This window comes from Candidatus Sulfotelmatobacter sp. (assembly GCA_035498555.1).
Taxonomy (GTDB): domain Bacteria; phylum Eisenbacteria; class RBG-16-71-46; order RBG-16-71-46; family RBG-16-71-46; genus DATKAB01.
On sequence record DATKAB010000159.1, the window covers coordinates 1 to 6,937 of the forward strand.

Below are 6,937 nucleotides of genomic sequence, written 5' to 3' on the forward strand. Positions count from 1 at the left end.
CGTCGCCGCCTTCATCCTGTCGCACCCGCGCCCCGACACGCCCGGCAAGGAGCGCGACTGGCCGAATGGCGACCCGCCGGTCGATGTCGCGTACTCCACGCTCGCAGGTCGCAGGCAGAGCGCGCCGACCCACCCCTGAGGAGGGCCGCACGACAGGCGAGTCCGCACCCCGGCCGGGTTGCGGCGTGAGCCGGATATGAACACTCTCCCCTTCCCGATGCCGCGGATTTCGGCCGGTGCATGTCCTCGGCTGGAATCGGTGCCAGCACCCACGTCGTCGCGTACGATGCTCGACACGCGCTCCGCGGAGCGCTACTCGGGCAGGAAAGAGCCGCTGGCGGGCTTTGACGGCGTCCTGCTCTACGAGGGCTCGTGGAGCGACTGGTGCAGCGTTCCCACACGCGCGATCAGTGTCGGGGATGGGCCTTGAGGTGGGTCCCCTGCCTGTTCGGACTGAGCTCGACCCGCGTCAACGAGCGGCGCTGCCTTCTGAGAGTGCGGGGAGCCGTGCGACCGGTCACGGCGCCGGGGTGAGGCCGTGGCGGCGCATGACCTCGGCCAGCTTCGCGCGGTCCGGAGGTCCGTCCGTCGCCTGCATCACCGCGGCCACCTCCTGAAAGTACTCGGGACCGATCGCCGCGGGCGTGACGACGCACAGCGCTTTGGCGTCCTGGCTGCCGTTGTTGTCGAAGCGATGCACGGCGCCGCGCGGAATGCACAGGGCCTGTCCGGGGCCGACATCGAAAGGCTTCCCACCGACGGTCCAGGTCAGTACCCCCTCGAGGCCGTAGATCGTCTCTTCATAGTGATCGTGGCTGTGAGCGGGCGCCATCAGGCGCTGACCGCCAGGCACCATGACCTCGAAGATCGCGACGCTCCCGCCCGCCGCTTCCCCGGCAACCAGGAAGCGCACGCCGAGCGGACCCAGGCGCGTGGTTTGCTCGGATGGATTGACGCGGAGCGGGTCGATGAGAGGGGCCATGGCTCGGGTCTCCTTGCGAGGCCGGGTTCGAGGGCGGAGCGGCAACATCCGCTGGCGTTCCGCTCTCGACTTCGGTAAAGTGACTTTACTATGGCTTCGAGCCGACAGTCAAGGCGCTTTACCAACCCCGTCCCGGGGCCGTTCGGCCCCGCGCTCATCGGGGCCTTGCTGCGGATGCCTTGGGAGTCCGTGCGCCGACGCATGCTGGAACGACTGCATGCGCGTGGCTTCGACGACCTCGACGTCGCCCACCTGAACCTGTTCCTCTTTCCCGGACCCCAGGGGCTCAAGCCGTCCGAGCTCGCGGCTCGCGTCGGCGCGAGCAAGCAGTCGGTGAACCATCTGCTCGGCCAGATGGAGCGCTTCGGCTACCTCGAGCGCCGCGACGACCCCGACGACCTGCGCTCCACGCGCATCTCTCTCACGGCCCGCGGCAGGAAGGTGGTCGCCACGATCCGGGAGGCAGTGATGGAGGTCGAGCGCGATTGGGCGCGGAAACTGGGCCCCAAGCGACTGGAGCTGCTCCGCCAGCTGCTGGTCGAACTGTCGGGGCCGAGCGCCGGGGCGCCGGAGCGACCGGCCTGACGGCGACTGCCTCGGCTCTTCGATCGACTCGACGCCGGCATCACCGCGCCGGCGCCGGCACCGGAGGTGGCAGCTGCGCCGCGAATCGCCATGGCGGCGCGCCCTCGCGCGCGAGCGGCGTCTTCTCGAGTCGCGCGCGCACCATCGTGATCGGCATCGGGCCGCCCTGCAGCACCGCGTCGTGGAATTCACGATCGGTCATCTTCTGCGAGTCGACCAGCTCATGATGCAGCGCTCGAAGCTGGAGCCCGCCGATCATGTAGCTCGCCTGATACAACGGCGAGTAGCTGCCGTTGAACGAGCGCCGCACCTCCGCTTCGGCGTTCGCCCGCTCGAAGTCCACGTTGTCGACCAGGTAGTCGATCGCCTGCTGGGGCGTCATCTTCCCGAGATGGAAGTTGAGCGAGAAGATGATCCGCGCGCTGCGGTGCATGCGCCAGAACAGCGCGCCGAGCCGATCCTCCGGCGACACCTGAAAGCCGTGATCCCAGAGAAACATCTCCCAGTAGAGCGACTGCCCCTCGCTCCAGAACGGGGTCGAGAACAGTCGCCGGTGCGGGTTGTAGCGCGCCGCCATGAATCCCTGCAGGTGGTGCCCGGGATTCAGCTCGTGGAACACCGTCGCGTGCGAGAAGTGCGGGTTGTTGCCGCGCAGGCTCATCAGCTTCTCGTCCTCCGGCATGTCGGCCGTCGGATACGACACGAGGATCAGCTCGCCGCCCAGGAAGAACGGCGACACGCGCTGGCGCTCGGGCGAGAGCATCTCCATCCGCCAGTCTTCGCGCGCGAGCGGCGGGATCGTCACCCAGTCGTGCTGATCGAAGAACGCCTCCGCCTCGCGCGCGAGGCTGCGGATCAGCTCCGGTTGCGCGCCGGGGTCGACGTAGGTGTTCTTCACCTTCTCCATCGCCGCCTTCCAGTCGTCTCCGAAGCCCATCTCCTTCGCGGCCTTCTTCGCCTCGCTCAGGCTGAACGCGTACTCATGTTCGGCGATGTCGATCAGCTCTTGCGGCGAATACGGGATCATCTCGTACGCCAGCTCGGCATTCAGCCCCTCGATGCCGATCGGGTCGCCGATGATCGGCTGGTTGGCGGGTGCGGCCTCGCCGCGCTCGGCATCGGCGGTCGTCGCCGTCGCACCGTGGATCCCGACAAGCTTCTCGCGCAGGGTGCGCGCGTACGCGGTCAGCGCATCGTTGAGCTTCGCGTATGGATCCCTGAGCCACCAGGAGAAGACCGGGTCGTAGCCGTCATAGAACTTGTACCAGCCGGCAACGACGCCACGGATCCGATCGAGATCGTCCGCCGCCCGATTGGCGACGGTCTTCGTCACCGCGGGCGAGCCGCGTCGAGCCGATGCGCCGGCCGCCGGCTTCGCGCCCGCGCCGGGGCTCGTTTTGTCGAGCGCCGCGCGCAGGCTGTCCACCTGCTGGGTGACGTCGAAGAGGGTGCGGGCCGCGGCGCGAGGGTCGACGGGGCGAAGATCACGCCGCGCGTCCTGGAGCGCGAGCAATCGGTCGGCGAACGGAAGCAACGGCTCCGTCTCACGACGCTGCCTGTCCCGCCGATCGAGCAGCGCCAGCTCGTGCGTCAGCTCGTGGTCGAGCAGGACGTAGTCGACCTGTCCCTCCTGGCCGAGCCTCGAAAAGTCGAGTTCGCCGAGCCGCAGCCTCCAGTCGCCGTAGAACGCGCGCATCCGAGCCCGCTGTGCGGGCGAATCGAAAGCGTCATAGCGTCGAGCGAGGGCTTCCCGGTCGGCGCTGAATCGGTCGACGACCGCGGCCATCTCGCTCGCGGGTGGCCCGACCAGCGCCTGGAGCGCGGGAACCGTCGACGTGTCGTTGGCCGGAACCGGTGTCGACGCTTGCGCGCCGGCGAACGGCGCTACCGAAAGCGCCGTCACCAGAATCGCGGCGACTCTCATGAGATGAGGGCGATGGATAAGAGCCTCCTTTCCGTTCGGCCGGGGAGGCTAGCACTGATTGAGTCTGCACACGCGGCGCAAGCGACGAGGCATCTCGATGGGTACAATGTCTCCCATGCGAGGCGGCGTCCAAGCCAGTCCCCCACGAGCACGCGCCGCCGCGACGATCGCGGTCCTCGCGACACTCGCGGCCACACTCGCGTCGGCTCCGGCCTCCGCCGTGCTGCGCCTGCTGCCCGAGCCCCGGCACCTCACGCCGGGCGAAGGCCGCCTGCCGCTCGGCGAGGGGGTGCGCATTGCGGTCGCCGGCGACGATGAGGAGGATGGCTTCGCGGCGCGCCTGCTGAGCGACGAAATCCGGCGCGCCTGTGGAGTGACCCCCGCAATAGTCAAAGGCGGCGCCGGGACGATCGTCCTCTCCCGCGATCCCAACGCGCGCGAGCTCGGCGAAGAAGGCTATCGCCTGACGGTGAACGCGCGCGGCGCGCGCGCAACGGCCGCCACCGCCGCCGGGCTCTACTACGCCGTCCAGACGCTGCGCCAGCTGGTCGAGCCGGACGGACTCGATGCCGTGGCGATCGAGGATGTGCCTTCCCTGCGCTGGCGCGGGGTTCACGACGACCTCAGCCGCGGGCCGCTCCCAACGCTCGAGACCCTCGAGCGCCGCATTCGAACCGCGGCGGAGCTGAAGCTCAACCTGTACCTGCTCTACTTCGAGACCTCCTTCGCCTATCGCGCCCACCCGTTGCTCGCCGCGTCCGGAGGCACGCTCGATTCGAGCGACGTGGATCAACTGGTCCGGTTCGCGCGCCGCCATCACGTCGAGCTGGTTCCGGAGCAGCAGACCACAGGACACATGCAGACGATCCTCAGGCAGGAGCACTATCAGCCGCTCGCCGAGTTTCCTCACGGCTCGACGATTGCGCCCGGTCCCGACGCGGACGCGTTCGTGGGCTCGATGGTGAGCGAGCTCGCACCTCTGTTTCCCGGGCCGTGGATCCATCTGGGCGGAGACGAGCCCGGCGACCTCGGCCAGGGACGCAGCCGTTCGCGAGTCGAGTCCGAGGGCCCGGACGGGCTGTTCCTCGATCACGTGAGTCATCTGGCGGCGATCGCCCGGGCCCACGGCAAGCGGGCGATGATCTGGGGCGACGCGATCGTGGACCATCCCGAGTGGGCGAGTCGTTTTCCCCGGGACGTCGCGATTACGAGCTGGTGTTACGACTCGCAGAAGGACTATTCGCGCTGGATCAATCCTTTCGTCGCCGCTCAGCTCCAGCTGTTCGTGTGCCCGGGGGCGCTCAACTGGAACCGCGTCTTCCCGAATCTCGACATTGCGCTGCCCTGCATCCGCGATTTCGTCGCGCAGGGCCGGAAGGCCGGGGTCGCGGGCGCGATCACCTGCGTGTGGGCCGACAATGGCGATGCGCCGTTCGACCTGTGCTGGTACGCGCTGGCTGGTGGCGCCGCAGCCGCATGGCAGGAGGGCGCGCTGGATACCACGCGCCTGCACGACGCATTCGATTGGTGGCTGCTCCGCTCACCGGGAACCGAGCTCGCGGACGCGATCGCCCGGCTGCAGCAGATCCATCGCACGGTGCAGTCCGCTACGCGCTACGACGCCAACCTCGCGCTCTACTGGCAGCACCCGTTCGGCTCCCCGCTCGACAACCAGATGTCGGCGTCGCTTGCTCCCGCCAGCGGGATCGTCTGCCAGCTGGCTGAGGACGCGCGCCTCCGGATCGCGCGCGCCCGGGAGCGGGCCGCCGTGAATCGCGAGATGCTCGACACGTACGACTTCGCTGCCGAACGGATGCACGCGATCGGAATGCGGGCTCGCGTCGCCCGGGACGTCGCCGCGGGGTTTCGGGAATTGCAGGCGTCGGCAGCCGCGCGTCAATCCGCCGAATGGAAACACTCGATGGAGCGCATCAACGCGGCGCTGGTCGAGGGGCGTGAGACGACGCTGGCGCTCCGCGACGAGCAGGAACGACTCTGGCGGCGAGACAATCGTCCCTATTGGCTCGGGAATCTCCTCGCCCTCTACGATCGAGACGCGCAACTCTGGCTGGCCGAAACCGATCGCTTTCGCGAGTGTGATCTGCGCGTCCGCCTCGGCCGCTCACTGCCGGCCGCCGATGAGCTCGAGCTCATGCCCTGAGTCGGTTAAAGCGCGGCGGGCGAGGCGAGGCGCGCGCGCCCGCCCGCGCGAAACCTGGTCTAGCCGTGCGTCGGCGAAACACTTGAAGAGAAACCTTTGACACCGGCGGTGAGGCTCGGGATCGGCTGCAATTTCCGGAGCGGGACCCGTCCTATGGCTGAACCTCGGCGAGGACGAATCCAGCATCTCGCCGCTCGAGCGTCCCCTCCCAGTAGGCCGACGGTTGCTTCGCGTCGTAGAACCACCTGGCCCGGGTCCCGTTCATCGTCTTGAAAAGGACCGGTAACGACGCGGTCCCCGACGCTGCGGAGCGATCATGAACGGCACCGTGGACGCGAGCCCCCGGCGTCGCCCCGGGATCGAGCGTCATCTGGCCCCAGACGTGGACGCGCTTGCCAACGAGCGACGAACCCCATCTGAGGACGTAAGGCACATCAACGAACGAGTACCGCGTGGTTTCAGCCAGGATCGACGACGGCGAGGTGGCTGCCACGGAAAGGGCGTCCAACCGACTCCGCAACAGTCGTTCGACGCACTCGTGCACGAGCGAGTCCCCATTCGAGCAGTCGTTGCGCTGCCTCACGAACGGGGACTCCGTGTCCACCAGGGCCTGCCTGTCGCGGCCGGTTAACGTGCGTTCCAGTCTTGCCGTCAGGCTATCGACGCTGGCCGTGAGTTGCGTGAGATCCGCTGATGCGCACGTCTCGCGCTCCGCGGCGCCGAGATGTCCGCTCCGGCAATCGACGGAAGCGGGGACCGTTTGCGCGGCCGCTTCGGACGAGAGCACCGCTCCCGCAACAAGAAGAGCGCTCAACCCGCGGAACATTTCGCTCCTCCCCCATCGCCCTGCGGATCCAGCGACCCCGCGAGCAACGACCACGATCCTGCTCGAGAATACGACCTCGAACACGCTTCTCGGTAGTGGCCAGCGGCGGGTGAAGGTCGGGGCGCATCGCCTCGAGCCGTCGACGCTCAGCTGGAACGGCGCGATCGCATTCGACGCATCTACCGATATTTCAGCTTGATCTGGCCCCAGGTCTGATTCCGCACCGGCGTGAAGCAGCACAGATCGGAAGGGAATCGCGGGATGATTTCATAGCTGCCGTTGAAGGGTGCCGCGGAGGTCTGGTACTGGCTGATCACTCCGGCGACATGGATGGCAGTCTGCGGGATTGGACTGTCGACCAGCGGAGCGGCACTGCACATGTAGCTTCCGCCATAGATGAAGAGCAGGGCGAAGTTGGTGGTCGAGTCGGGCCCGAAGTTCTCCAGGTTGTAGACGGTG

At 67.9% G+C, this 6,937-nt stretch carries 6 protein-coding genes; 2 read left to right on the forward strand and 4 right to left on the reverse strand.

Annotated elements, in window-relative coordinates:
* Window positions 1-517 precede the first annotated feature (517 nt).
* The gene (locus VMJ70_12865; protein ID HTO92016.1) at window positions 518-982 is read right to left on the reverse strand and encodes a cupin domain-containing protein; all 465 of its coding nucleotides are present in this window, start codon (window positions 980-982) and stop codon (window positions 518-520) included.
* Window positions 983-1,183: 201 nt separating this feature from the next.
* Between VMJ70_12865 and VMJ70_12870 the strand changes: the two genes are divergently transcribed.
* Entirely contained in the window at window positions 1,184-1,567 is a 384-nt protein-coding gene (locus VMJ70_12870; GenBank protein HTO92017.1) for a MarR family transcriptional regulator, read from the forward strand.
* A 40-nt stretch (window positions 1,568-1,607) separates the two neighbouring features.
* Here VMJ70_12870 and VMJ70_12875 read toward each other — a convergent pair whose 3' ends face one another.
* Entirely contained in the window at window positions 1,608-3,491 is a 1,884-nt protein-coding gene (locus VMJ70_12875; protein HTO92018.1) for a DUF885 family protein, read from the reverse strand.
* Between the two features lie 220 nt (window positions 3,492-3,711).
* Between VMJ70_12875 and VMJ70_12880 the strand changes: the two genes are divergently transcribed.
* Complete coding sequence (locus tag VMJ70_12880) at window positions 3,712-5,652, forward strand: glycoside hydrolase family 20 zincin-like fold domain-containing protein (protein ID HTO92019.1); 1,941 nt, start codon at window positions 3,712-3,714, stop codon at window positions 5,650-5,652.
* 151 nt (window positions 5,653-5,803) lie between these two features.
* Here VMJ70_12880 and VMJ70_12885 read toward each other — a convergent pair whose 3' ends face one another.
* Both VMJ70_12885 and VMJ70_12890 read right to left on the reverse strand, forming a co-directional pair.
* Window positions 5,804-6,478: a hypothetical protein gene (locus tag VMJ70_12885; GenBank protein ID HTO92020.1), complete on the reverse strand. Its 675-nt coding sequence runs from the start codon at window positions 6,476-6,478 to the stop codon at window positions 5,804-5,806.
* Between the two features lie 179 nt (window positions 6,479-6,657).
* Window positions 6,658-6,937: hypothetical protein (locus VMJ70_12890; protein ID HTO92021.1), on the reverse strand; the 280-nt coding region annotated here is incomplete at its 5' end.

What these genes read in the sequence shown, in the direction of transcription:
- VMJ70_12885 (HTO92020.1), bottom strand. Translation starts at nt 6,478, where the DNA reads ATGTTCCGCGGGTTGAGCGCTCTTCTTGTTGCGGGAGCGGTGCTCTCG.
- VMJ70_12875 (HTO92018.1), bottom strand. Translation starts at nt 3,491, where the DNA reads ATGAGAGTCGCCGCGATTCTGGTGACGGCGCTTTCGGTAGCGCCGTTC.
- VMJ70_12865 (HTO92016.1), bottom strand. Translation starts at nt 982, where the DNA reads ATGGCCCCTCTCATCGACCCGCTCCGCGTCAATCCATCCGAGCAAACC.
- VMJ70_12870 (HTO92017.1), top strand. Translation starts at nt 1,184, where the DNA reads ATGCTGGAACGACTGCATGCGCGTGGCTTCGACGACCTCGACGTCGCC.